Below are 24,303 nucleotides of genomic sequence, written 5' to 3' on the forward strand. Positions count from 1 at the left end.
ACGCTCCCCGAAACAGCCCCGACCAGGCGTGCCGGCTCACGCCGGCACAATGCAGAACACTCCATGCTCTGCGATCCGTTCAAACCAAACCAACAAGAAACCCGCCCACAGGGCGGGTTTCTTGTCGGCAGCCCCGACCAGATTCGAACTGGCGTTACCGGCTTGAGAGGCCGGCGTCCTAGGCCGCTAGACGACGGGGCCGTTATTGCCCGTTACCGGGCTCGCTCGGGGGGAAGGACTCGAACCCTCAATGACAGGACCAGAACCTGCTGTGTTGCCAATTACACCACCCCCGAATGGGCGCGCTGGCCCGACGGGCGGACGGCATCATACCGCACCGCATGTTGAATCCTGCAAGCGAGCTCAGGCGCCGGCCGCCAGTGCCACGAGTTCCTCGAACTGCTCAACGGTAATGCCGCTGGCGACCCGTTGAACGACCACGTTGTCGCTACCCACGACGACCCACGCAGGGACATTTGGCATTCCCAGCGCAGAATGAATCGAATCGGTCCGATCGTCCACGATCACCGGCGGTGTCCACCCTTCCCGCTCGAACCAGGCGCCGGGCGGATAGTTGACCCTGGAAGGCTCGACGAGGATCGACGTCGAGTAGAGGTCGACTTCTGTCGGCAGACCGTTTTCATCGAAGTACCGCTGCAAGTCCGAGACCTCGGACTGGCAGACGGGTCACCAATGCGCCAGGTTGAGAATCAGCTTGGGTCTACCGTCGGCGGAGATCGCGATGGGATTGCCGTCGAAATCAGCACCCTCGATCGTCGGAAGTGCGAGACCTATCGCAGCATCCGGAGCACCGGGAACGAACGCCGGCAACTCCTCGCCCCGCACCGTGACATCACCGTAGACCGAGGCCTCGTCCGTGCTCAGCATCGTGGCAACAACCGCGAGCAGAGCGAAAGCCCCAACCGCACCCAGGACCAGCGGCAGCATGCTCTGCTTGCGCTTGCGCGACTTGTACTTCGCCATCAGTTCCTCGTTTCGCACAGTCACACGTACAATCTGCCCGCATACATTAGGGGAACATGACGGACCAGAACACCTCAAGAACTCGATCTCTGCTCATCTTCGGAGTTGCAGGCGCTCTAGTGCTGCTGCTCGGGGTAGCCGCCGTGCTGCTGACGGGCTCCGAAGACCCCGGGATCGTGTCCGACGGCGGACCCGGAGAAGATGCCACCGCGGTGGCATCTATCAGTGAGACCCGCCCGGTGACGGTCGTCGGGAGTGGCCTTGTGCCGATGCCCGAGCAGGGCGCGGACACGGCCCTCGGCTTGCCGATGCCGGAGTTGACCGGTCAGTCGTTCGACGGAACACCGGTGGAGATCAAGAACGACGGCAGACCGAAGATCATCATCTTCCTAACCCACTGGTGACCGCACTGCCGGTCCGAGGTCTCGGACTTGCAGAGTTACTGGTCCAGCAACGAACTGCCGACAGATATCGATATCGTCAGCGTCTCGGGCAGCAATAGGCCCACCGAAACCGGGTACCCACCCAGCGAATGGCTCGCCGATTGGCCGATTCCAGTGCTGGTCGACGATGAGAACGGAACGGCGATGAAGAGTTACGGTCTCGTCTACTTCCCGTTCTCCGTCATCGTCGACGGATCCGGCAAGGTCGTTACCCGCCATGTCGGAGCGTTGACGGGTGCAGACCTCGAAAACGCATTCGGTTTCTTGCGAGGTGCGGGCTGAGGCACCCGGGTTCTGCGCCGTGGGTTTCTAATCGATACCGGGAACCGGCGAACCCGATTCTTCTGCCGGCTCCCGCGCCTCCGTGCCCGCGACGTAGAGCAGCACGAAGATCAGCGCGAATCCGACCAGCGACATGAACGGGAACGAGATGAACCCGAACTGCCAGATGTAGCGCTCGGTGCACGAAGCATCGACCCCGCAGAAACCCGACTCGAGGCCGGGCCTCAACTGCAGCACGTACTGATACAGGGCGATAACCGCACCGACAACCACCAGGGGGTATGAGTAGCGGCGAACCCCAAGGTCCTTGCGATACGCGGCGATCGCCAGGATGATCGCCAGCGGATACATGGCGATCCGCTGATACCAGCACAAATCGCACGGGGCGAAGTCGGCCACCTCCGAGTAATAGAGGCTCCCAGCCATGGAAACCGCCGCGACGAACGAACCCAGCCACAGAGCGGCCGGCGACACGAGTTCAATGGCGGAGTCTCGGAAACGGGCCACAGCCGGCGACCAGCGCGCCGCAAGCATTACCACAAGCACACCTATCACACCGGCCATCGCGGCGAGCGTGAGAAGGGCGAAGAACTTGGAAACGGTTTCGATACTCATTCCGGTCATTCTTCCACAGCCCCGGGCCCGGGATGACATCCGACCTCTGCAGGTCAGTTAGCCTGAGATCGATGCGAGCGGTCGTCAAAACTTCATCCGGTCCTGGACTTGACATGATCGATATGCCGATGCCGGAACTCGGACCGGATGAGGTTCTCCTTCAGGTAAAGGCCACGTCCATCTGCGGCACCGACCTGCACATTCGCAACTGGGACCCCTGGGCTCAAACACACGTTGTTCCCCCCATCGTCGTCGGACACGAGATGTGCGGAGTCGTTGTCGACAAGGGCCCGAAGGCGGACGGGCCGGAGATCGGGCAACTCGTTTCAGTCGAATCGCACGTCGTGTGCAATCGCTGTGCGTTCTGCCGCACAGGCAAGGGCCATCTCTGCGAGAACACGAAGATCCTCGGAGTCGGCAGGGACGGTGTCTACGCCGAGTTCGTTGCGGTTCCCGCGGTGAACGCCTGGCCGGATCCGCCCGACATGCCCTATTCAATCGCTTCGCTTCAGGAGAACTTCGGTAACGCCGTGCACACCGCCTCGGTTCCGCTGGTGTCGGGCCGGAAGGTGCTGGTCACCGGTTGCGGGCCGGTGGGCGTGATGGCGGTTGCCGTTGCACGCGCACTTGGAGCGCGACTGATCATTGCTAGCGACGTGAGCGACTACCGGCTCGGAATGGCGAAGCAAATGGGTGCCGATATCACGGTCAATCCGAGCAAAGAGAATGTGATCGACACGATCATGGACGTAAGCGAAGGTGAGGGCATCGATGTCCTGCTCGAGATGTCGGGCGCGCCTTCGGCAATCAACGAGGGATTCTCTTCTCTCAAATCCGGCGGCGAGGCTGCGTTGCTCGGCCTGACCTCTGCGCCACTCGAGCTGAACCTGGACGACCACGTCATCTTCAAAGGCGCCAGCGTCTACGGCATAGTGGGACGCCGGCTTTGGATAGATTGGTATCAGATGAGGGGACTACTGCGATCGGGCGCAGTCGATCTATCGCCCGTCGTCACTCACCGGTTTGCCCTCGATGACTTCGATCGAGCTTTCGAGACTATGGCTTCCGGTGAGTGCGGCAAGGTCATCATGTTCCCGGACCCCGACGACGCCGACGGACCTCTGGAGTGACGGTGGACAAGGTCGAATACCTGCGTGAGCAACTCGTCGAGTTGGAAACGGCGGGACTCAAGAATCAGATCCGCCACATCGACGGACCACAGGGGGCGTGGATCGAAGTCGACGGCCGGAGAGTCCTGAACTTCTGCTCGAACAACTACCTCGGCCTGGCCGACGATGAGAGACTGATCGCCGCCGCCAAGGCAGCTCTCGACCGGTACGGCATCGGTCCGGGTGCTGTTCGCACCATCGCGGGCACGATGACCATCCACGACGAGCTCGAACGAAAGCTCGCCGACTTCAAAGGCGTTGAGGCCGCCATCTCCTTCCAGGCCGGGTTCGTCGCCAATGCAGGCGCCATACCGGCGCTGGTGGACGCAGGCGACGTAATCGTGACCGACGAGCTGAACCATGCATCGATAATCGACGGGGTGCGACTGGCCAAGGCGAGCAGGAAGATCTACAGACACGCGGATGTCGGCGATCTGGACGCCCAGCTCGCGGCAGCCAGGGCGGAGGGAGCGAGGAGAATCCTCGTCATCACCGACGGCGTGTTCTCGATGGACGGCGACGTTGCCCCTCTCGACGAAATCGTGGATACAGCCGATCACTATGAGGCGATGGTGATGGTCGACGACGCCCACGGCGAAGGCGTGCTCGGCCGCGGAGGCAGGGGCATCGTCGATCACTTCGGACTCGGCGGGCGGGTCGAAGTGGAGGTTGGAACGATGTCGAAGGCGTTCGGAGTCGTCGGAGGCTATGTCGCCGGGCCTCAACCGGTCGTCGACTGGCTCCGCCAGCGCGCTCGCCCGTTTCTCTTCTCATCGGCGGCTACTCCACCCGACGTCGCCGCCTGTATCGCGTCGGTGGAGATCCTCTCCGCATCGACGGAGCTGGTCGATCGCCTCTGGATGAATGCCCGTCGCTTTCGTGAGGGTATGCAGAGCCTGGGATTCGATACGGGTTTCACGCAGACGCCGATCACACCGGTGATGCTGGGCGATGAGAAGGTTGCCCGAGAGTTGTCACAGCGCCTATTCGAGGTTCACCGGGTGTTCGCACAGGCAATCGCCTATCCGACCGTGCCGATGGGAAAAGCCCGTATCCGGGTGATGATATCCGCAGCACATGACGGCGATGACCTGGATCACGGACTCGAAGCTTTCGCCGCGGCCGGCAGGGAGATGGGGATAATCGAATAACGCGTAACGCGACTCGCCGGCGGGGGATCGAAAGGCCACTGAAGCAAGGAAGTGCAGAATGAGCGACGGTAAAGGATTCAGCGAAGCCCTCGACTACCACTCACGGGGCCGGCCGGGCAAGATCGAAGTCCGCCCGACGAAACCAACGGCCACTCAAGCCGACCTGAGCCTCGCCTATACCCCGGGCGTAGCGGAGCCCTGCCTGGCGATCCATGAGGACCCGGCCAACGCGTTCGAGTACACGAACAAAGGCAACCTGGTGGCCGTCGTCAGCAACGGGTCGGCCGTACTGGGTCTCGGGAACATCGGCCCGCTGGCCGGCAAGCCGGTGATGGAAGGCAAGGGCGTCCTGTTCAAGCGATTCGCCGACATCGACGTGTTCGACCTGGAGATCGCGGCCGAGGATCCCGACGACATCGTGCGATTCTGCGAGATGCTCGAACCGACGGTCGGAGGTATCAACCTCGAAGACATCAAGGCCCCCGAGTGCTTCTACATCGAAGAGACCCTGCGTGAGCGCCTCGACATCCCGGTGTTCCATGATGACCAGCACGGCACGGCGATCATCGCCGGAGCCGGGTTCCTCAACGCCCTCGACATCACCGGACGCTCGATCGAGGAGACCACGGTCGTTTTCAACGGGGCCGGCGCGGCCGGAATCGCCTGTGCTCGATTCTTCAAGGAACTCGGCGTCAAACACGAGAACATACTCCTGTGCGACTCGCGGGGGGTCGTATACCAGGGCCGCGACGAGAAACCCACCAAAGAGAAGGCCGAGTTCGCCCAGGTCACCGACAAGCGGACCTTGGCGGATGCCCTGGCAGGTGCAGACACCTTCGTCGGAGTGTCGGTCGCAGATGCCGTGACACAAGACATGGTGCGGTCGATGGCCGACCAGCCGATCATCTTCGCCCTGGCCAACCCGAACCCGGAAATCACCTACGACGCGGCCAGGGAAGCACGGCCGGATGCCATCGTCGCGACCGGACGAAGCGACTTCCCGAATCAGGTCAACAACGTGCTCGGATTCCCGTTCATCTTTCGCGGGGCGCTCGACGTACGCGCCTCGGGGGTATCGGAGAAGATGAAGGTCGCCGCCGCGCATGCCTTGGCCGACCTGGCCAGAGAACCGGTGAGCGAGGTCGTCCTCAAGGCGTACAGCCTCGATCACCTCACGTTCGGTCCGGACTACATCATTCCCAAACCGTTCGACCCGCGCGTTCTCTGGTATGTGGCGCCGGCGGTGGCTGCAACTGCCTGTGAGGAAGGACTCGCCAAGGCGCCGTGCGAAGACATGGAACAGTACGCCGAGGAGTTGCGTTCCAAGTTCCAATCCACCTACGGCCTGATGCAAACGATCACGGTCAAGGCGAAAGAACGCGCGATGCGAGTCGTCTACCCCCAGGGTGCCGACCCTCGCATCATTCGGGCGGCCCGCCGGGTCGCCGATGACGGCATAGCCACACCCACGATCCTGGGGAACCTGGTTGCCATCGAGAAAACCGCCGCCGAGTTGGAGATTCCGCTCGAAGGGATCGACTTGCTCGACCCGCGCAGCGCGGATGAGCACCGCGCCCGTTACGCGCAGCGCCTCTTCGAAACACGACAACGGAAGGGCATGGCGCTGGACGACGCTACCAAAGCGATCTTCGAGCCCAACCTCTTCGCGGCGATGATGCTCAAGATGGACGATTCCGACGCGATGCTCGGGGGTCTGACTACCTACTACGCGGACACGCTCCGCCCGGCGCTCCAGGTGCTGCCGCTGGAACACGGCCGCAGCATCGTCAGCGCGCTCTACATCGTCATGATCAAAGGCAGGCCGTACTTCTTCGCGGATTGCGCCGTGAACATCCACCCGACGGCCGAGCAACTCGCCGAGATCGCTTTGTCGGCGGCCGCCACCGCCCTCCACGATTTCGATGTTTCGCCCCGGGTTGCGATGGTCAGCTACTCGAACTTCGGTAGTGCGGGCGGAGAGGAGCCCGAACGAGTCCGGAAGGCGGTGCGCATCTGCAACGAGAAAGCACCGGACCTGCCGCTCGACGGCGAGATGCATGCGGACACTGCGGTCAGGGCAGACCTCCTGGCGCGCAGGCACCCGTTCAACAAGCTCGGTGGCCCGGCCAACGTGCTCGTCTTCCCGGATCTGGCCGCCGCCAACGCCGCGTATCAACTGCTCCACCATCTTGCCGATGCCCAGGTGATCGGACCCATCCTCACCGGCGTCTCGAAATCGGTGCACGTGGTACAACGCGATGCCGAGGTGGGCGACATCGTCAACCTCACCGCAATCGCGGTGCTCGATGCTCAGCGCAAGAGCCGCAACTCTGCTTTGGCCGCGGAGATAGAAAGGAGTTTCTGAGCGGCAACCGGTCTCACACAACCGGCCGCGGCCGGTCAGACCGGCGACCCGGCAGTACGACGAGGCCCCCACGTTGGTGGGGGCCTCGTTCTGGCAGCCCCGACGGGATTCGAACCCGCGTTACCGGCTTGAAAGGCCAGCGTCCTAGGCCGCTGGACGACGGGGCCGGGTGTGCGGCTAGATCTTAGGCGAAGAAGCGCGGCTCGAAATCGGGGTGGACGGCTCTTCCCCCGGAAAGACGGGAGCCGGAGCCGCGAGCGACATCGGAGCCTCTCCAGTTTCCGCAATCGGTCGAGCCCTGCGCCTACATCTCCGGTTCTTCCCCCAGGAGACTCAATGCACGCGAGAGGCGGCGCAGCGTGCTCCCCCTGCCCAGTGCCGCCATAGACTCAAACAGCGGGGGCGACACTTGCGACCCGGTGACGGCCACCCGCAGAGGCTGCCAGCCCTTGCGAGGATTGAGTTCGGTCTCTTCCAGAACTGCACGCAAGGCCGCCTCGATAGCCGCAACCGTCCAATCTCCGAGGTCCGTCAAGTGCCGGATCGCAGCCGACAGCGCCAATGCGGATGTCTCACCGCTCATCACCTTTGACCACGACTGCTCATCGAAGTCGACATCATCGACGAACAGGAACCGGCTCATCTCCCCTACCTCGGTGATGAGCCTAACTCGTTCCTGGAGGAGCGGCGACATCTCGCGAAACAGCGACCATTCGCTCTCGCTGGGCGGGTGTCCGAGCTCGGCTTCGACCAGCGGCCTGGCTCGCTGCGCGAAATCCTCGGCCGGAATGGCGCGGATGTACTCGCCGTTCATCCATTGCAGCTTGTCGACATCGAAGACCGCCGGATTCTTGGACACTCCGTCGAGATCGAACCGCTCGACCGCCTGGCTCACGGAAAAGATCGTGGTCTCGGAGTCGTACGACCACCCGAGGAGGCTCAGGTAGTTGAACATCGCCTCGGGCAGGTAACCGCCGGCACGATAAGCCTTGAGAGACGTGTCACCATGACGTTTCGACAGTTTCTTCCCGTCCGGTCCGAAAAGCAGCGGCAGATGTGCATACGTAGCCGGATCGGCGCCCATCGCCCGGGTCAGGAGAATGTGTTTCGGGGTCGAAGAGAGGAGGTCTTCTCCCCTGATCACATGGCTGATCTCGTAGTCGACATCATCGACGACGGACGCGAGGTGGTAGGTCGGAGTGCCGTTCGACCGAAGGATCACGAAGTCATCGACGACCCCCGCCTCGAAACGCATTTCGTCGCGCACCAGGTCCAGGAACTGGATCGGTGCGTTCTGTGGAACCGAGAAGCGAACAACACCTGAGGTGGCTTCGGATTCGGGACGACGAATGTAGACGTTGGGGTGTTTGCCTTCTTTCTGCGCCTTGTTGCGGAGTTCGTCGAGGAGTTCGGGCGGACGGTCGTCGTAGTAGGCGTGGCCGGCACCGATCAAGTCATCGACTACTGCGCGATACCGATCGAACCGATCCGACTGGCGGTAGCTGCCGTGCGGTCCTCCAGCGTCAACACCTTCGTCCCAATCGAGGCCCAGCCACCGCAATCCGGTCTTGATGTCGTCCTCGTATTGCTGCTCGCTCCTATCGACGTCTGTGTCATCGATTCGCAGCAAGAACTTGCCGTTGTGATGGCGAGCGAACAGCCAGTTGAACAGGGCCGAACGGACGTTGCCGACGTGCAGGAACCCCGTCGGCGAGGGAGCAATCCGAACTCGGACGGTCATGCTCTCACCACCGGATTGGTGAGCACCCCGATCGACTCGACTTCGACCTCAACCACATCTCCATCGACGATCGGTCCCACCCCCGACGGCGTCCCGGTGAGAATCACATCACCCGGCAGCAGCGTCATGACCCTCGATACATACTCGATCAGCTCCGCGACCCCGAAAACCATGTCGGTCGTCGGCCCGGATTGCCTGATTTCACCGTTGACGCGACAGATGACTTCGGCACCCTCGAGCGGATCGAATTCGGTCTCGATGGCCGGCCCGAGCGGGCAGAACGTGTCGTAACCCTTGCCCCTGGTCCATTGGCCGTCCGCACGCTGGATGTCACGCGCCGTCACGTCGTTGGCCGCCGTGTACCCGAGAATGACGGAGGCGGCATCCTCGGCAGCTATGTTCCGCGCCACGCTGCCGATGACCACGGCCACTTCTGCCTCGTGATGGACTTCCTTCGAGTCCGGCGGGATGACGATCGGCGCTCCGGGGCCGATGACAGATGTCGCAGGTTTCAGAAAGAGAATCGGTGCATCGGGGATGCCGGATCCCATTTCGGCGGCGTGGTCGGCATAGTTCCTGCCGACCGCAACCACCTTCGTCGGAAAGACCGGCGCGAGGAGTTGAACCGAGTCGAAGGGCGCAACGACCTCCGTCGACTCCCACTCGAACAGCGGAGAACCCCTGTACAAACGGATGCCTTCGGGTTCGACTGCCCCGTAGACGATGCCCTCGTCGTTTCGCACACGTACGATTCTCATGGGTAGTACTCGTCTCTCTCGTACCTGGAGAGCTTGGCAGCGTGCCCCGGGTCCATGTATTTCATCGTGTCCGCGAAGTGCTCCGCCATCACCGGCAAGAACAGCGCCTTCGCTTCTACATAGCGTTTGCCTTGTTCGTCCTCACCGACCGCCTCTGCCCACATCTTGCGGCCCTCCTGATCCGACAACCAGGCTTGCCCGCGCAACGTGACGCCGAGGGGGATCGGCCTGAGGAAATTAGTCTCCAGCCTGGCCGTCACGGCCGGCCGCTGATGCGCCATCATGACAAATCCCATCAGATCGTCAAAGAAAGCGGAGACCGCACCGCCGTGAACCAGACCCGGTCCTCCCTGAAATCGGGGAGCGAACCGGATCTCGGCCTCTACGCGATCATCGACGAACCGGGGGCGCAAGCCGAGCCCTTCGCGGTTGTCGGGGCCGCAACCGAAGCACCAGGGAAGATGCATGGTCGGAACTTGCAGGAGCGCCTCGCGATCGGGCACGGGGAGCACGGTCCCCGTGATGTAACGATACGGTTCCATCAGGCGGCTTGTTCGACTATTCCACGGCGTATCTCGTCGAGGGACCGATGCAAGAACTCCCGGTCGATATCGTCGAGGACCGACCGGCCCGGCACGACTTCATGAGGAACCTTGCCGAGCCAGGTCGACCGCCGACGGGCCAGAAGCTCCTGTGTTTCGGCGGGCATTCCTTCGGTACGCAATCCGAGAACGATCAGCGCGGCCTCAACGTCATCCGGAACGGGACCGCGCCCGAACACCGAAGCGCGGACGGAGGCGATCGTGGCTACCACGCTGTTCAGCGCGTTCGACGAACGATCGAAATCAGCCTGCTCGACGAGTTTGACCACCCACCCCGTATCGGGGCTGGGATTGCCGAAAACGCCTCCGGTCGGCATGTCGTCCGGCGAGGTGATCTCTCCGGGCCGGTTCGGTCTCCATCCGCGGGCGGCACCGGGTTCGGGCGAGGGCCGGGGAGAACGGTCGGCGTCGAGTTCGATATTGGGCTGTTGACCCATTTGTGGTCTCCTAGACGAAATCAAGCCAGTTCAGGTACGCGTCGAGTTTGCCGGTAACCGCCTGCCGGAACAAGTCCTGGGCGCGCAGAGTGATCGGGCCCGGGTGCCCGTTCCCGACTTGTCGATGGTCGACCGACCGGATGGGAGTCACCTCTGCGGCGGTCCCGGTCAAGAACATCTCGTCTGCGTAGTAGAGGTCGCTACGCGATAGCGAGGCTTCCTTGACTTCGATGCCGTCATCTGAAAGAAGTCGCATAATCGAACGCCTGGTGATCCCGTCCAGAATCCCTGCCGTCACAGGCGGAGTCAGGACGGCGCCGTCGCGAACCAGGAACAGGTTCTCACCGCTGCCCTCGGCAACGAGTCCGTCGGTGTTCAACATGATCGCCTCGTCGAAACCGGCGCGCAGAGCTTCGAGCTTCGCCTGCACCGAGTTCAAGTATCCGCCCGTTCCCTTGGCGTTTGCGATCAGCGTGGACTCGGAGAAGCGCCTCCAGGAGGAAACACCCACGGTGATACCGTTCTTGACCCCTTCGTCGCCGAGGTACGCACCCCACTGCCAGGCGGCGATGACCGTAACCGTGGAACAGGTCCTCGGATCCAGGCTCAGCGAACCCGTTCCGAGCGACACCAGCGGCCTTATGTATGCCGAGGGAAGAGCGTTGACCCCCACCAACTCCCTTGTCGCCTCGACCAGTTGTCCAACCGACCATTGGAGTGGAATGCCGTAGGCGCCCGCCGACCGATGAAGCCGTTCCATGTGCTCGGTCAGGCGGAACACACCGGGGCCGCCGGCCGTCTCGTAGGCGCGGATCCCTTCAAACACCCCGGTGCCGTAGTGGAGTCCGTGACTGAGCGCATGCACTTGCGCGTCATCCCAAGCCACCATCTCCCCGTCCATCCATATGAACCGCGATTTCTCCATCGGCCTATCTTCGCAGGTCTATCCGGCGGAGGTCAGTTTGCGCCCGTGCCAGTCGAGGATCGCATCGAATCTCTCCTGCCGGTGTTTCGGCTTGCCGGAGCGGGACAACTCGTGGCCCTCACCGGGGAAGCGAAGGAACTCGGTTTCGACTTCCTGGCGTTTCAGGATCATGAAAAGCTGCTCCGCCTGCTCGATCGGACAGCGGAAGTCGTTCTCGGAGTGGAGGATGAGTGTCGGAGTCTGGATCTGGTCTGCAACCGCCAGCGGGCTCTTCTGCCAGAGAATGTCGGGATCCTCGACGAGATCGACTCCCGCGTAGGACTTCGGGAACGTGGCACCGATATCGGACGTCCCTGCGAACGATGTGAACGAGAGCAGCGCTCGCTCCACCACTGCGGAGGCGTAACGATGGTCCCTGGCGATCAACCAGGCGGTGAGAAACCCGCCGTAGGAACCCCCCATCACACCGATCCGCTCCGGGTCGAGGCGCGGGTACCTGCGGAGGGCCTCCTCGATCGTGCTGGTGACGTCCTCCACATCGACAACCCCCCACCCGTCTCCCACAACGGCCCTGACATGATCGAGGCCGCGACCCGTGGATCCTCGTGGGTTGCAGGCAACAACCGCGTACCCGGCGCCTGCATACACCTGAAACTCGTCGAAGAAACCCCATCCGTACTGGCTGGCGGGACCGCCGTGGATGTTCAGGAGCACCGGGACGCGCTCCTCCCCCGGCGGCACGTAGGCCCATGCATCTACTTCGATACCACCGGAGACGACCTGGAAGTGCTCGGGGTCGACCATCGGCACCAGCGCACGGAACTCGGCGTTCAGGTCGGTCAGGCAACGCTCCTCGCCGTCTTCCCAGAGATAGACCTCACCCGGATCGGTTGGGCTGCTGATGATCATGGCGAGGCGCCGACCGGAGCCGTCGACGGTCAAGCCCTTGACCGCTCGGTCGCCGTCGACGAGATGGTCGACCGCCCCATTTTCATGGACTCTGACGACACCGACACGCCCGGCGTCCTCGATTACCGAGAAGAACGAGGTGCCGTGCCATTGAGGGCCGCGCGGGGCCACGCCGAGAGTCATCGAGTAGACGTTACGGTCGAGGTGACCGGTCAGATCCACGGGTTCGGAATCGAATCTCCAGACGGAGATCAAGTGCGGCCAGCTGCCGGGAACCGGATCACCGACTGCATGGAGCCTTCCGTCCGGCCTGAAGGTCGGAAAGGCCCAAGAACCTCGATCGGCGATTCTCCTCAGCTCTCCGGTCTTGACATCGACCTCGAACAGGTCGGAGCCGTCCTCGAACGCTCGGCGCGGAGATCTATCGGTGTAGAAGGCGACGGCAGAGCCATCGGGCCGCCAGGCAATGAACCGTTCATCATGCTCGCCCTCGGTCAAACAGCGTGGCCCGGTGTCTCCATCGGCACCGACCAACCAGACGTGCCGTCTGCGATCGTGTGTCCAACCCATGTTGTCGAATCGAAACGGCACATCGGTCAGCCGGCGAGGCTTGCGGGCGCGCTCTTCGTCGCTCAGATCTGCCCACTCACCGACATACGTGACCCCGACTACCGCAAGTGCGGAACCATCGGGGGACCACTCCAACTCCTCACATCCCAGAGGAATTTCGGTGAGTGTCCTGCCCTCGCCGCCCCCGGCCGGCATGACTGCCGCCTGTGGTCGCTGTTCAGCGGTCTCTCCGCCGCGCAGAAACGCCAGGTACTCACCGTCGGGAGACCAGCGCGGATTGGAATCGGAGGGACCGTGCGTGAACGGTCGGGCCGATTCTCCATCCCAGATCCAGATCGATCGGTTGTAGCGATCCTGCTCGAAAGAGGGGCGGGACACCACGAACGCAACCCGAGTGCCGTCCGGACTGATTTGCGGGTCCGAAGGAACGGCGAGCCGGGCGAGATCAGAAGCCTGCATGATGTCCTTTCGAGTTTCTGCATCCGGGAATCTAGTGGCAGGCGGGGGCGGAGCCGATCTGTGTAGTCCGGCGCTGCCGGTCTGCAGCTTTGCCCGGCCGCAGCCGGACCGATTGATTGCACTTGGCGGGGCGATGCGCGCACACGGTCCCAGGCCGCCGACTGATGGCGATTAGCCTCCCGCCCATGCCACGACTAATCGCCTCATGGTTCGGATCCGGTCTGCTATTGCGGGCAATGCGTGGTTCCGACACAGGATCCGGCACCGTCGGCGCCGCATTGGCGCTGGTGATGTCCGTCGGTCTCGGTCTGATGGGATGGTGGGTCCAGGCGCTGGCTGCGGTCACCGTGGCGGCAGTGTCGGTCTGGGCTGCCGGCCATTTCACCGAAGAGGGCGATCCGGCCTGGGTGGTCGTGGACGAAGCCGCAGGCATGTTCCTTGCCACCATCGGGCTGATCGGTTGGTCCGCGGCCGTCGCCTTCGTCGTCTTTCGCATCGCCGACATCTTCAAGCAAACCCCCGGCGTCGGTGTAGCGGAGCGATTCCACGGCGGCTGGGGGGTCACGGCGGACGACCTGGTCGCCGGCCTCTACGGGCTGGCTGCGGGATGGGCCTTCCAGATACTCGCGTAGCAAGTGGAACGACCGGCGGCTACATGCGTCGCTAGATGGGGAGTTCCACCTGCTGCGCCTCTTCGACACCTTCGAGCGCTCTGAGCCCAGCCATCTGCTCTTCATCGAGTGCCTTGTCGAGGCTGAGGCCCATCATCGCCGCGCTACCCGTCTCGGGTGACTGGCCGACTGCCATGTTGGCGATGTTTACGTGAATGTCGCCCAGATAGGTACCGACCCGTCCGATCACGCCCGGCACGTCCGAGTTGCGGATCAGCAACATGTGGCGAGACATCAGCAGCTCGACGTCGTGTCCGAAGATCGATACCAGGTGCGGACCTTTTCGCCCCATCGTCCCCGCGATCGACACCGCCCGGCCGGCAACGACACCTGAGAGGCGCAGCAACGAAACGAACTCATCGGATTCCGTCGATGCCTCTTCCTCCACTGCCAGGCCGCTCTCGGCAGCCAGGGATTCGACGTTCACGAACGAGACGGGTGCCGAGCTGATGACGTTGAACGCACCTTTCAGCGCCGACATCCGCAACGGCCTGATCGGGAACCCTGCGATCCGGCCCTCGGTTCGCACCACCAGGCGGTCGGGAAGACCGTGGGCAACCCGACAGAAGATCGCCCCCAGGTACTCGGCGACACCGAGAAACTCGCGGGTCTCGTCCGCCACGTTCCGACCGAGATCCACGTTGACGGCGGAGAGGACGAGTTCGCCCCGCAAGGCGGCGCCTACCGCATCCGCCACATCTACCCCTGCTTTGTCCTGCGCTTCGACCGTCGACGCCCCCAGATGGGGAGTCAGGACGATCTCGGGGACGTCCCGCAAAGGGCTGTCGGCCAGAGGTTCCCGGTGGAACACGTCCAGACCGGCGCCCGCCACCTTGCCGGACAGCACGGCGTCCACCAGGGCCTGCTCGTCGACGATGCCACCGCGCGAGGTGTTGATGATTCGCACACCGTCTTTCATCTTGGCGATGCTCTCGCTCCCGATCAGCCCGAGGGTCTGCTTGTTCAGCGGAAGATGGACGGTGATGAAGTCGGCCTCCGCCAACAAATCGTCCAGGTGCCCGGCGACTTCGACGCCGAGCCGGCGACCGCGTTCCGACGAAACATACGGATCGAAGGCGATGATGCGCATACCGAACGACAGTGCCCGTTGGGCAACAAGCGACCCGATCCGGCCGAGACCGACCACACCGAGTATCTTGCCGTGCAGTTCGATGCCCTGGTACTTCTCCCGATCCCAGCGGCCCGCCCGCATGCTGGCATCTGCCGGCGCCACGTTGCGAGCCTGGGCGAGCAGCAGTGCCATCGTGTGCTCTGCGGCGCTGATTATGTTGGCCTGAGGAGCGTTCACCACCAGGATTCCGGCGGCCGTCGCAGCTCGCAGATCGATGTTGTCGACCCCCACCCCGGCTCGGCCCACCACACGGAGGATCGGAGCAGCTCGAATCAACTCGGCATCGACATTCGTTTCCGACCTGACTATCAAACCGTTGGCGTCTGCCACGCTCTCCAGCAAGTCGGCCCGGGAAACCCCGGCCGCCACGTGCACGTCACAGTGCTCACCGAGAGCATCGATTCCGGTCTGCGAGATGGTCTCGGCAATCACAACTTTGGGCCGCATGGGCTCCACCTCCTGCACGGACATTCTTGCCCCGCAGTGCGACGCATACCAAACCCGCCGATCGAGGCCGGCACGACGTAGAGTGATAGAGGTAGATAGGAGGTCGAAGATGGTCTGGGCACCGAATGTGATCGTAGCCGCGGTCGATGGTTCGGACCGCAGCATCGAAGCCACCCGCCTGGCAGCAGAAATCGCCAGACGCAACGGATCCAAGCTGCACATCATCACAGTGGTGCGCCCACCTGAGGGCTGGTGGGGCATCGGTGGAGCGCCACCGCCCGCCAGAGCATTGTCGGAATCGTTGGTCGAAGCACAGAAAGAGGTTCTCGACCGCACCATCGCCGAAGTCGACCTCCAGGGTATCGACTACCAGGTGAGCGAGGAACTGGGCGATCCGGCCGGAGCAATCGTGCACTTCTGCGACGAGGTGGACGCCGACCTGCTCGTCATCGGCCGGCGCGGCGCCGGGTTGATAGAGCGCTTCGTCATGGGATCCGTTGCCGACCGACTCGTCCATTACTCCAACTGTCCTGTGGTAGTGGTCCCCTAGGTGACGTTCGAGTTCGATCGCGATACGGCGGTGACGTCGCTGGGCGACGGCGCCTGGTCGGCCGTTATTTCGCCCGGGTGGAACATTGGAACCATCCCCAACGGCGGCTATCTCTCTGCGCTCGCTCTGGCGGCGGTCGGCCGGGAGCTGCCTCATCCCGATCCGCTGACGGTCACGAGCCATTACCTCGGGCGCGTCGGTTCGGGAGCGCCGGCCACCGTCGAGGTAGAAGTCCTGAGGCGCGGCCGGACCCTGTCGACCGCCTCCGCACGATTGCTCCAGGATGGTCGCGAGAGACTCAGAATGCTGGCCACTTTCGGAGACCTCGATGCTTCGGAGGGACCCACCTTCGTGACCGCGGCACCTCCTCCCATGCCGCCTCCGGACGCCTGCGTTCGAAACGAAGACGGCCCGGCAGCACTCGAGCTTCACAACCGCCTGGACGCCCGGCTCGAGCCGAGCGTTGCCGGCGGAGCAGTCGGCGAACCCGTGGGGCGTCCCGAGATCGGAGGATGGATTCGTTTCGCAGATGGACGCCCGCCCGACCTCCTTTCGCTTGCCCTGTTCGCCGATGCCTTCCCCCCTACTGTTCTCAACCTCGATCGGTATGGCTGGGTCCCTACAATCGAACTAACGATCCACTTTCGTGCGAAGCCGGCACCTGGTTGGCTGCGTGCATGGTTCGTCTCCCGCTTCCTGGTCGAGAGTCATGTCGAGGAAGACGGCGAAATCTGGGATTCAGAGGGAAACCTGGTCGCGTTGAGCCGACAACTGGCGCGCATACTCCCGAGGAGCTGAGCCGGCCGCCGCCCGCGCGCTATTAGTGTGCCGGCGTGCCTCGGGAAATCATCATTGCCGGAATCGTCGGGAGCCTGCGGGAGGACAGCAAGACTCGAGTTGCAGTAATGGCCGCTCTGGAGGGAGCTGCGGAGTCGGGGGCGGAAACCCGGCTCGTGGACCTGCGTGAATACGATCTCCCGTTCTGCAACGAAGACGACACGAACTCTCCGCCCGATGTTGTCCGCCTCCGCGCGGATGTGGGAACGGCACATGGGCTGATCATCGGCACCCCCGAATATCACGGCGGATACAGCGGCCTCTTGAAGAACGCCATCGACCTGATGGGATTCGACGAGTTCGAAGGCAAGATCGTCGGACTGGTCGGTGTGTCGGGCGGCTCGACGGGAGCGTCCCATGCCCTCCAGGGTCTGCGTGCGATCGGCCGGGCACTTCACGCGTGGGTGATCCCCCAGCAGGCCGCCGTTCCGGATGCTTCGACCGCCCTCGCCGCCGATTCTCCGACCCGTACTCGCCACCTCGAACGCCTTCGTGATATTGGAGTTCAGGTCGCCCGCTTCGCAGCTCTGCACAATTCCCCAGAAGCAGCCGCGTTCCTTCGTGCCTGGGAGGAAGCACCCAGCAACCCCGGCGCCGGGACTTGAGCCCGTCCGTTCTCGCCCAGGGATCGACGTCGGTTGCCGGGCGATTGGGGGAGGCTCGATCAACCGGCGGGCTCGTAGACGACACGATCGAAGAGCTCGAGGTTCACCCGTCTGATTGCTTCCCGGCCGTCCGGCCCGAGTAGCCAGTCGAGAAACAGCTCGCCCGCCGCCCGTACCGGCGAGGTCGCCACCACGATGAGGTGATACGGATTCTGCGGGAGGTCGCTGACCTCGACCGGTTCGAGGGAGAGGGAACCCGAGGCTGCCAGGAACGTCCCCAACTCGCTCAGCGTGTACGCCTTCCGCTGGTCGGCGACCTGCAGAGTCAGGCCCATCCCCTGCCCGGTTTCGAGATACCAAGGTTGTCCGTCCGGCTCGATACCGGCCGCCGCCCACAGAAGGCGCTCCACCTCGTAGGTTCCGCTTCCATCGGCGCGACTCACGAACGGAGACCCACTTGCGGCCAGAGCACCGAGCACGTCCGAGGCGGCTCCGAAAGGAGCCTCACCCGGCGGGCCGACCAACACGAACGTACTGGACAGAACCAGCTCGTAGCGAGCCGCCAGACCATCTTCGACGAACTCCGCTTCCAGTTCCGGGGCATGGACGATCATCACATCAGCGGCGCCGCGCCTCCCCAGTTCGAGGACCTGGGCGGTAGCCTCCCCGACAACACTCAGGTCGATGTCGGGATGCTGGGTTTCGAAGATTCTTGCGGCTGCATCGAGCAGGCCGCTGTCGACCAGAGTGGTCCCGGCGGCGACTATCACGCGCTCATCCCCGCCGCCGGAACAGGCCGCCAGCACCAGGAACAGGGCCGCCAGAAACCGCTTCATCTCAGATTGACTCTCACTGCGGTCGCTTTCACCGTCAAAGTGACGTCGGCCCCGGGCCCGAGCTGAAGCACCTCTTGTGAACCGGGCGTGACCAGAGCGACGACCCGGCTGCCTGCGTCGATGACAACCTCCACCAACCTGCCGAGATCACGGAACTCGGTCACCGTGCCGATCCACCGGTTGCGTGCACTGCCCGCCGCTCCGTCACGGCCCCGGAACAGGGTCACAGCTTCCGCCCCGAACACGGCCCGCGCGGTTCGTCCCGGCTCAACGTCGCCGACCCCCCAGATGGTCATTTCCCCTGCTCGCAGTGAGGCCAACGGGCCGTCGGTGTCTACGGCCTCGCCGTCGATGACGTTGCCGATGCCGACGGCTGCGGCGACCTCGTCGCCGGCCGGAAGCGAGAACACCTCGCCCACCGGTCCCTCCTGCAGCACTCGCCCGCCGACCAGCACCGCCATCCGATTGCCGAGGAAGGCTGCTTCCTGTCGATCGTGGGTGATGATCACCGCCCCCCTGTCGCCGATCTCGCCGATTATCAGAGCGGCAACTTCAAATCGGTCTCGCTCGTCCTGCGCCGACAGGGGCTCGTCGAGCAACACCCAGGGCCGGCGTCTCGCCAGGACCCTGGCAATGGTCAGGCGCTGCGCTTCGCCACCGCTCAGCGAGGAAGCTTCGAACCCAAGAAGGTCGCCCACGCCGATCCGATCGGCCAAATGGCGAGCCCGCACTGCCTCTTCGGCCGTCAGGCCCAAACCCATGTTGAACCCGGCACTTCCCCGAAACAGATACGGATGCTGCGGCAGGTAGGTCGAGTCGAGGGCGGGACCTCCGGGGAGTGTCCCGGCCATGAGCCGGAGCAGCGTCGACTTCCCCGAACCATTGGGTCCAAAGACGACCAATCGATCGCCCTGCCGCACCTCGAGGCCCTCGACTGACACAACGGAGCCGTCCGCCGGATAACGGAGGTCCAGCTTCTCATGCACGGCGCGCCTCCCTGATCTGCATCCAGGTGAGGAATCCGTTGACGACGGCCGCCAGCAGGATCAATACCGCGGCGAGAGCCAGTGCTTCTCCGAAGTTGGCCTGGCGGGTCTCCTGGACGATCGCAGTCGTGAGAACTCGCGTCTCTCCGACAATATTGCCACCGACGACCAGCACTGCCCCCACCTCGGAAGAGACACGGCCGAAGGCGGCGGCCACGGCAGCCAGAACGCCGGGCCAGACCTCCACGAGGACGACGCGCCCGCGCTGCCACCCGGGCAGGGACAGCGCAGCCAGTTGCTCGGAAGCCGACGGCGGGAGTCCCTTTATCGCACCGGCGGTAACGCCCGCCGCGATGGGAATTGCCAGCAGCGTCTGCGCGGCCACCATCGCAGTGGGGGTGAACAGCAGATCGAGTCCGCCCAGGGGTCCGGTATCCCAGATCACCAAGAGCAGTGCCAGGCCGGCCACAACCGGCGGCATGCCCATGCCGATATTCACCGCGATCAACCACGCGGTTCGAACCCGGGTCCGACCCAAACCGATCCACGCGCCGAGCGGGACACCGATGGTCACACCCATCGCCGTCGCGAGCAGCGACACGATCAGGGTCAGCCCGATTACTCGCCGGAGTTCGACTCCGAAACCGGCAAGCGAGCTCAGCGCGTCGCCGACGACCTCAAAGAGGAAGTCCATACGATCCGATCAAGACTGGAAATAGAAGTACCAGGCAGCGACGCCGACGATCCCGGCATAGAGCGCCAGCTTGAAGAGCTTCTTGAAGATCCACCACCCGACGAGAGCAGCCGCCGCGATGCCGATGTACAGCGAGAGGTTTTCCATGCGGGGAGGTTAGCGCCACCCGGGCCGAGAGCGCGAGAAGCAAGCAGGAGACATCAGGCAGCAGCAGCCGAGGCCCCATGGGGCTCCACCCGGGAGCCACTCGACCAATGCCCGACTCGGCTCACCGCCTACGGCCCGGTGCCCATCGCCTGTCGGCACCCTACATGAGCGCGGCAGGGGTGAGCCGGGGGACGATCAGGTCTGCCTCGCCCAACTGGTCGGGGGCGTACCCGCCCCGCAACACCGCTACCACCCTCATTCCGGCGGCCTTTCCGGCGGATATCCCGGCGGGAGCGTCCTCCACCGCCACGCATTCGCCGGGCTCAACACCGAGTCCGGCCGCGGCAGCCAGATAGATGTCGGGCGCCGGTTTGCCGTTCACCACCTCATCACCGGCGACTACAACGTCGAAGAAGCGGTCCAATCCGGTCGACCGCAACGACAGATCGAGTCGCTCCCTCGGACTGCTCGATGCCACCGCGATCGAGCGACCCTGCGCGTGGAGGACCTCCAGCGTGTCTGCGGCATCCTCGAATGCCTCCAGGTACTGCTCGAACAGCGTGCGCACACGATCGGCCAGAAGCGGCCAGAACTCCTCATAGGGAGGCAGGTCGCCCCGCCCGGAGAAGTGGCGGAAGGCGTCCTGTTCGGTCCGGCCCGAAAGGAAAGCAACCTCTTCATCGAGTATCTCTATGCCGTGCGGGGCGAGCGCCTCCCGCCAGGCCGACCAGGCGAGCTCCTCGGAATCCACCAGCACGCCGTCACAGTCGAAGATGATCGGGCGGCTCATCGGGCCGCCCGCTCTCGCAGGATCTCGTTGACGACCTTCGGGTCGGCTTTACCCCCGGTGGCGCGCATGACTTGCCCCACCAGGAACCCGAACGGCTTCATGTCGCCTCCACGCAGCTTCTCCAGAGCATCCGGATTCGACGCCAGCACGCCGTCGACCGCAGACTCGATGGCACCGGTGTCCGACATCTGGATGAGGTCTCTGTCGGCCGCCACTTCCTCCGGCGATCCATCGCCCTCGAGCACACCGGCCAGTACCTCCTTGGCGGCTGATGACGACAGCCTTCCCTCGGTCAACATTCCCGTCATCTGCACCAGGTGAGCGGCGGTCAGGGCAGTCCGGTCGATCGTTGTCTCCTGTTTGCGCAGGTAGGCGGTCGTTTCACCGGTCAACCAGTTGGCAACCTGTTTCGGATCGGCACCGTTGTGGACGGCTTCCTCGAAGAGGGCTCCCAATCCCATCTCCCCCGACACCAGCACGGACGCCGCGTGCGAGTCCAGCCCGGACTCGATGTACCTGGCGATACGCTGATGGGGCAGCTCGGGCAGTGTGGCGCGTATCTGCTCGCGCCTCTCCTCCGAGATGACGATTGGAACCAGGTCGGGCTCGGCGAAGTAGCGGTAGTCCGAGGAAACTTCCTTCGAACGCATACTCTGAGTGACCCCGGCCGCTTCATCCCAGTGGCGTGTCTCCTGGGGAACTTCCCGACCGGATTCGAGTACTTCGGTCTGGCGATCGATCTCATAGGCCAGAGCCCGTTCGAGCGATCGGAAAGAGTTCATGTTCTTCACCTCGACCTTCGCTCCCAGCTCCTCTTCGCCGGCCGGTTTGATCGAAACGTTGGCGTCGAACCTCATGGAGCCTTCCTCGAGCTTCGCATCGGAGACGCCGAGGCTCTCCACCAGAGAACGCAGCTGCTGGGCATAGGCGCGAGCTTGTGCAGGGCTGTGGATATCGGGTTCGCTGACGATCTCGACCAACGGCACCCCTGCTCGATTGAAGTCGAGCAAAGTCGCCTCGGCGGAGTGAATGCGGCCCCCTCCACCCACGTGGATGCTCTTGCCGGTGTCCTCTTCCTGGTGCACGCGGTTGATCGCCACCCGGGCCGTCTCACCGTCCAGATCGACGTCGAGATACCCTGCGGTGCAAACCGGGAGGTCGTACTGCGAGATCTGGTAGTTCTTCGGCAGATCCGCGTAGAAGTAGTTCTTCCGATGGAAGATGCTCTCCGGCGCAATCGTGCAGTTCAGTGCGAGGCCGATCCGCACGATCCACTCGATTGCCTGCTCGTTCGGGACCGGCAGCGCTCCCGGCAAAGCCAGGCAAACCGGGCAGATGTTCGTGTTGGGGGCTGCGCCGAAATCGGCACGACACCCGCAGAACATCTTCGAGTCGGTCTTCAGTTCGACATGGACCTCGATCCCGATCACCGGTTCCCAACTCATGCCCATGCCTCCAGCATCGGGGGGCGATGTTCGAAGCCGGCCAACTGCTCCACGGTGTGAGCAACACGGAACATGACGGCCTCGCCCAGGGCCGGCGCCATGATCTGGAATCCGATCGGCAAGCCGTCCCCGTCCCGACCGACCGGCACCGAGATCGCAGGATCGCCGGCCAAGTTGGATGGGATCGTACAGACATCGGACAAGTACATCGAGAGCGGGTCCTGGGTCTTGGAACCGATCTCAAAAGCCGTGGTGGGGGTGGTCGGCGACACCAGAGCATCGACCCGGCGGTAGGCGGACTCGAAGTCACGGATGACCAGAGTTCGGACCTTCTGCGCCTGGCCGTAGAAGGCGTCGTAGTAGCCGGCCGACAACGCGTAGGTGCCGAGCAGAATCCGGCGTATGACCTCCTGACCGAACCCGTCGGCCCTGGTTGCCGTCATCATCTCTTCGACCGTTGCGCCGTCGTGGCGCGACCCGTATCGGACACCGTCGAACCGGGCGAGGTTGGCCGAGCACTCGGCCGGGGCGATGAGGTAGTAGGCACTCAGCGAAGTCTCCATCGACGGCAGCGAGACCTCGACTATCTCGGCACCAGCCTCACTCAACAGATCGACGGTACGGCGGAAGGCAGCCTCCACATCCGCGTCGAAACCCTCACCGCTCAACTCGCGCACGACGCCGATTCGCAGCCCTCCCACACCACCGTCGAGTCCCGTCCGAAAGTCCGGCAGGTCACCCCGATAGGAAGTCGCATCCAGCGGATCGTGGCCGGCCAACGACTCGAGCGCGGTCACAGAATCCTCCACCGTCCTGGTGAAAGGACCGATCTGATCGAGTGATGAGGCAAAGGCGATCAGCCCGTACCGGCTCACCAGGCCGTAAGTTGGCTTCATTCCGACCACACCGCACAGGGCCGCCGGTTGCCGGATCGAGCCGCCTGTGTCGGATCCCAGTCCGACGATCGCAGACCCGGCCGCCACCGCGATTGCCGAACCCCCCGACGATCCTCCGGGAACCCGATCGGTGTGCCAGGGGTTGCGGCTCGAACCGAACGCGGAGTTCTCGGTGGATGAGCCCATCGCGAACTCGTCCATGTTGGTCTTGCCGACGATCACCGCGTTCTGTTCCTTGAGCCTCGCCACGGCTGTGGCATCGTAGGGCGGGACGTAGCCTGCGAGAATTTGTGACGCAGCGGTCGTCTCGATGCCCCGGGTCACCATGTTGTCTTTGACGGCTACCGGAATGCCCTGCAGAGGCCCGGCATCGCGACCCGCCGCGAACTCTGCGTCGGCGGCGTCGGCCGCCCGGCGGGCACCATCGTGATCCAGCGTCAGAAAGGCATGGAGTTCGGCCTCGGTCTTCGCTGCTCTGTCCAGTGCGGCATCGGTCAACTCGCGGGCCGAGACCGACCCGTCGCGAAGGGCCGTCCGGGCCCCTGAGAGCGTGTATTCGCTCATTGCGTCTCCAGGTGGGGCGGAACCCGGAAGTAGCCGTCCTCGTGCTCCGGGGCCTGCTCGAGGACCTCGGTCCGGTCCAGGGACGGCCGGACTTCGTCCCTCCGAAAGGCGTTCACCATCGACAGGGGATGCGCGGTCGGCTTGACACCTTGGGTATCGATTTCCTGAACGCGCGCGGCATGATCGAGGATCACGGCAAGCTGGGCCTGGTAGTGGGACAACTCTTCGTCGCTCAACCCGAGTCGGGCAAGCCGCGCAACATGGGCTATGTCAATATCGATGGGCATCCACTG

27 protein-coding genes and 3 tRNA genes are annotated in these 24,303 nt (G+C 63.8%); 9 read left to right on the forward strand and 21 right to left on the reverse strand.

What is annotated here, in order from left to right; translation table 11 throughout:
* Positions 1-128: 128 nt before the first annotated feature.
* The 4 genes from VLT15_05445 to VLT15_05460 form a co-directional block, all read right to left on the reverse strand.
* Positions 129-201 (reverse strand) — tRNA-Glu (locus tag VLT15_05445).
* A 23-nt stretch (positions 202-224) separates the two neighbouring features.
* Positions 225-296, reverse strand: a tRNA-Gln gene (locus VLT15_05450).
* A 67-nt stretch (positions 297-363) separates the two neighbouring features.
* Complete coding sequence (locus tag VLT15_05455) at positions 364-660, reverse strand: hypothetical protein (GenBank protein HSR44664.1); 297 nt, start codon at positions 658-660, stop codon at positions 364-366.
* A gap of 27 nt (positions 661-687) precedes the next feature.
* Positions 688-1,008, reverse strand: coding sequence for a hypothetical protein (locus VLT15_05460; protein HSR44665.1), 321 nt, complete (start codon positions 1,006-1,008; stop codon positions 688-690).
* A 32-nt stretch (positions 1,009-1,040) separates the two neighbouring features.
* On the opposite strand from VLT15_05460, the gene VLT15_05465 reads away from it, so the two are divergent.
* Positions 1,041-1,388, forward strand: a complete 348-nt coding sequence (locus VLT15_05465) for a hypothetical protein (GenBank protein ID HSR44666.1) — start codon at positions 1,041-1,043, stop codon at positions 1,386-1,388.
* Positions 1,389-1,415: 27 nt separating this feature from the next.
* Positions 1,416-1,709, forward strand: a complete 294-nt coding sequence (locus VLT15_05470) for a hypothetical protein (GenBank protein HSR44667.1) — start codon at positions 1,416-1,418, stop codon at positions 1,707-1,709.
* Between the two features lie 27 nt (positions 1,710-1,736).
* Here the strand turns inward: VLT15_05470 and VLT15_05475 are convergent, their stop codons facing one another.
* Entirely contained in the window at positions 1,737-2,324 is a 588-nt protein-coding gene (locus tag VLT15_05475; GenBank protein ID HSR44668.1) for a disulfide bond formation protein B, read from the reverse strand.
* Between the two features lie 71 nt (positions 2,325-2,395).
* Between VLT15_05475 and tdh the strand changes: the two genes are divergently transcribed.
* Genes tdh through VLT15_05490 form a run of 3 tightly spaced genes read left to right on the forward strand, consistent with a single transcriptional unit; the run spans position 2,396 to position 7,009 of the window.
* Complete coding sequence (tdh, locus tag VLT15_05480) at positions 2,396-3,454, forward strand: L-threonine 3-dehydrogenase (protein ID HSR44669.1); 1,059 nt, start codon at positions 2,396-2,398, stop codon at positions 3,452-3,454.
* A gap of 2 nt (positions 3,455-3,456) precedes the next feature.
* Positions 3,457-4,644, forward strand: coding sequence for a glycine C-acetyltransferase (locus VLT15_05485; protein ID HSR44670.1), 1,188 nt, complete (start codon positions 3,457-3,459; stop codon positions 4,642-4,644).
* A gap of 58 nt (positions 4,645-4,702) precedes the next feature.
* Positions 4,703-7,009 (forward strand): NADP-dependent malic enzyme, encoded by a 2,307-nt coding sequence (locus VLT15_05490; GenBank protein HSR44671.1) that lies wholly within the window; start codon positions 4,703-4,705, stop codon positions 7,007-7,009.
* 91 nt (positions 7,010-7,100) lie between these two features.
* On the opposite strand, the gene VLT15_05495 is transcribed toward VLT15_05490, so the two are convergent.
* From VLT15_05495 to VLT15_05525, 7 genes are all read right to left on the reverse strand, one after another.
* Positions 7,101-7,176: transfer RNA gene (locus VLT15_05495), tRNA-Glu, on the reverse strand.
* 137 nt (positions 7,177-7,313) lie between these two features.
* Entirely contained in the window at positions 7,314-8,750 is a 1,437-nt protein-coding gene (gene gltX, locus VLT15_05500) for a glutamate--tRNA ligase (protein ID HSR44672.1), read from the reverse strand.
* Positions 8,747-9,508: a fumarylacetoacetate hydrolase family protein gene (locus VLT15_05505; GenBank protein ID HSR44673.1), complete on the reverse strand. Its 762-nt coding sequence runs from the start codon at positions 9,506-9,508 to the stop codon at positions 8,747-8,749. The genes gltX and VLT15_05505 overlap by 4 nt, the downstream gene beginning before the upstream one ends.
* On the reverse strand, positions 9,505-10,050 hold the full coding sequence (locus VLT15_05510) for a PaaI family thioesterase (GenBank protein HSR44674.1): 546 nt from the start codon (positions 10,048-10,050) through the stop codon (positions 9,505-9,507). The genes VLT15_05505 and VLT15_05510 overlap by 4 nt, the downstream gene beginning before the upstream one ends.
* Positions 10,050-10,547: a hypothetical protein gene (locus tag VLT15_05515; protein HSR44675.1), complete on the reverse strand. Its 498-nt coding sequence runs from the start codon at positions 10,545-10,547 to the stop codon at positions 10,050-10,052. Before VLT15_05515 ends, VLT15_05510 begins: the two co-directional genes overlap by 1 nt.
* 10 nt (positions 10,548-10,557) lie before the next feature.
* On the reverse strand, positions 10,558-11,472 hold the full coding sequence (locus VLT15_05520) for a branched-chain amino acid transaminase (GenBank protein HSR44676.1): 915 nt from the start codon (positions 11,470-11,472) through the stop codon (positions 10,558-10,560).
* An 18-nt stretch (positions 11,473-11,490) separates the two neighbouring features.
* Positions 11,491-13,410 (reverse strand): S9 family peptidase, encoded by a 1,920-nt coding sequence (locus tag VLT15_05525; protein ID HSR44677.1) that lies wholly within the window; start codon positions 13,408-13,410, stop codon positions 11,491-11,493.
* Positions 13,411-13,595: 185 nt separating this feature from the next.
* On the opposite strand from VLT15_05525, the gene VLT15_05530 reads away from it, so the two are divergent.
* Positions 13,596-14,042, forward strand: coding sequence for a phosphatidylglycerophosphatase A (locus VLT15_05530; protein HSR44678.1), 447 nt, complete (start codon positions 13,596-13,598; stop codon positions 14,040-14,042).
* A gap of 31 nt (positions 14,043-14,073) precedes the next feature.
* Here VLT15_05530 and serA read toward each other — a convergent pair whose 3' ends face one another.
* Positions 14,074-15,660, reverse strand: a complete 1,587-nt coding sequence (gene serA / locus VLT15_05535) for a phosphoglycerate dehydrogenase (GenBank protein ID HSR44679.1) — start codon at positions 15,658-15,660, stop codon at positions 14,074-14,076.
* 109 nt (positions 15,661-15,769) lie between these two features.
* Here serA and VLT15_05540 point away from each other — a divergent pair, with 109 nt between their 5' ends.
* From VLT15_05540 to VLT15_05550, 3 genes are read left to right on the forward strand one after another with little or no spacing between them, the layout of a single operon-like run.
* Positions 15,770-16,210, forward strand: coding sequence for a universal stress protein (locus VLT15_05540; GenBank protein ID HSR44680.1), 441 nt, complete (start codon positions 15,770-15,772; stop codon positions 16,208-16,210).
* Positions 16,211-17,008, forward strand: a complete 798-nt coding sequence (locus VLT15_05545) for a thioesterase family protein (GenBank protein ID HSR44681.1) — start codon at positions 16,211-16,213, stop codon at positions 17,006-17,008.
* 35 nt (positions 17,009-17,043) lie between these two features.
* Positions 17,044-17,652 carry an NAD(P)H-dependent oxidoreductase gene (locus tag VLT15_05550; GenBank protein ID HSR44682.1) on the forward strand — a complete coding sequence of 203 codons (609 nt, stop codon included), beginning with the start codon at positions 17,044-17,046 and terminating at the stop codon, positions 17,650-17,652.
* Positions 17,653-17,711: 59 nt separating this feature from the next.
* On the opposite strand, the gene VLT15_05555 is transcribed toward VLT15_05550, so the two are convergent.
* The 8 genes from VLT15_05555 to gatC all read right to left on the reverse strand — a co-directional run bounded on the left by VLT15_05555 (position 17,712) and on the right by gatC (position 24,297).
* The gene (locus VLT15_05555) at positions 17,712-18,488 is read right to left on the reverse strand and encodes a substrate-binding domain-containing protein (GenBank protein ID HSR44683.1); all 777 of its coding nucleotides are present in this window, start codon (positions 18,486-18,488) and stop codon (positions 17,712-17,714) included.
* Complete coding sequence (locus VLT15_05560; GenBank protein ID HSR44684.1) at positions 18,485-19,474, reverse strand: ATP-binding cassette domain-containing protein; 990 nt, start codon at positions 19,472-19,474, stop codon at positions 18,485-18,487. The genes VLT15_05555 and VLT15_05560 overlap by 4 nt, the downstream gene beginning before the upstream one ends.
* The gene (locus VLT15_05565) at positions 19,467-20,168 is read right to left on the reverse strand and encodes an ABC transporter permease (GenBank protein HSR44685.1); all 702 of its coding nucleotides are present in this window, start codon (positions 20,166-20,168) and stop codon (positions 19,467-19,469) included. The genes VLT15_05560 and VLT15_05565 overlap by 8 nt, the downstream gene beginning before the upstream one ends.
* Before the next feature lie 9 nt (positions 20,169-20,177).
* Positions 20,178-20,315, reverse strand: a complete 138-nt coding sequence (locus tag VLT15_05570) for a hypothetical protein (GenBank protein ID HSR44686.1) — start codon at positions 20,313-20,315, stop codon at positions 20,178-20,180.
* 160 nt (positions 20,316-20,475) lie between these two features.
* Positions 20,476-21,105: an HAD family phosphatase gene (locus VLT15_05575; GenBank protein HSR44687.1), complete on the reverse strand. Its 630-nt coding sequence runs from the start codon at positions 21,103-21,105 to the stop codon at positions 20,476-20,478.
* Positions 21,102-22,550 (reverse strand): Asp-tRNA(Asn)/Glu-tRNA(Gln) amidotransferase subunit GatB, encoded by a 1,449-nt coding sequence (gatB, locus tag VLT15_05580; protein ID HSR44688.1) that lies wholly within the window; start codon positions 22,548-22,550, stop codon positions 21,102-21,104. Before gatB ends, VLT15_05575 begins: the two co-directional genes overlap by 4 nt.
* Positions 22,547-24,010: an Asp-tRNA(Asn)/Glu-tRNA(Gln) amidotransferase subunit GatA gene (gene gatA / locus VLT15_05585; GenBank protein HSR44689.1), complete on the reverse strand. Its 1,464-nt coding sequence runs from the start codon at positions 24,008-24,010 to the stop codon at positions 22,547-22,549. Before gatA ends, gatB begins: the two co-directional genes overlap by 4 nt.
* Entirely contained in the window at positions 24,007-24,297 is a 291-nt protein-coding gene (gatC, locus tag VLT15_05590; protein ID HSR44690.1) for an Asp-tRNA(Asn)/Glu-tRNA(Gln) amidotransferase subunit GatC, read from the reverse strand. The genes gatA and gatC overlap by 4 nt, the downstream gene beginning before the upstream one ends.
* Positions 24,298-24,303: the final 6 nt, after the last annotated feature.

The sequence above is a fragment of the Acidimicrobiia bacterium genome (assembly GCA_035471805.1).
Taxonomy (GTDB): Bacteria; Actinomycetota; Acidimicrobiia; order Spongiisociales; family JAHEDJ01; genus JAHEDJ01.